The sequence below is a fragment of the Microtetraspora sp. AC03309 genome (assembly GCF_020826795.1).
In the GTDB taxonomy this organism is placed as follows: domain Bacteria; phylum Actinomycetota; class Actinomycetes; order Streptosporangiales; family Streptosporangiaceae; genus Microtetraspora; species Microtetraspora glauca.
Genome location: NZ_JADDIL010000500.1, coordinates 1 through 461 on the forward strand (window position 1 = coordinate 1; position 461 = coordinate 461).

Consider the following 461-nt stretch of genomic DNA (forward strand, 5'->3'; position numbering starts at 1 on the left):
CCCATCATCTCTTCTGGCGCAAGTGACGGCCTTCAGCCGAGCCGGTAGTCCGACGCGCGCTCGGACACTGCGGCACCGACAAGGTGCGTTCGAAGCGGCCGGTGCGAACCGCGCGCAGGGCGGCCGCGACGGCGTTCATGATCGGTCCTGCTTCTCATGCGGAAGGTACTGCTGCAGCTTCTGCTTGACGCCCTGCTTGATGAAACCCTTGGCATCTTCGTCCCCGCCGAGGACCGCTTCGACCAGAGACTTGGCCTGGTCATAGGTGGCGTGCGGCGGGATCGGCGGTACGTCGGGGTCGCAGCGCACATCGAGCACGGTGGGGCGATCGGCACCGAGGGCGTGGTCCCAGGCTCCTCCGAGCGCGTCGGGGTCGTCGATGTTGGTGCCGTGAAGGCCGAGGCTGCGGGCAAACGCGGCGTAGTCCACGTCCGGAAGGTCCTGCGACTGGGGGAACTTGG

1 pseudogene is annotated in these 461 nt (G+C 67.5%); it reads right to left on the bottom strand.

From position 1 onward, the window contains the following. Positions 1-135 precede the first annotated feature (135 nt). Positions 136-461: pseudogene (locus tag IMZ11_RS44050) on the bottom strand (thiamine pyrophosphate-requiring protein); the annotation flags it as partial.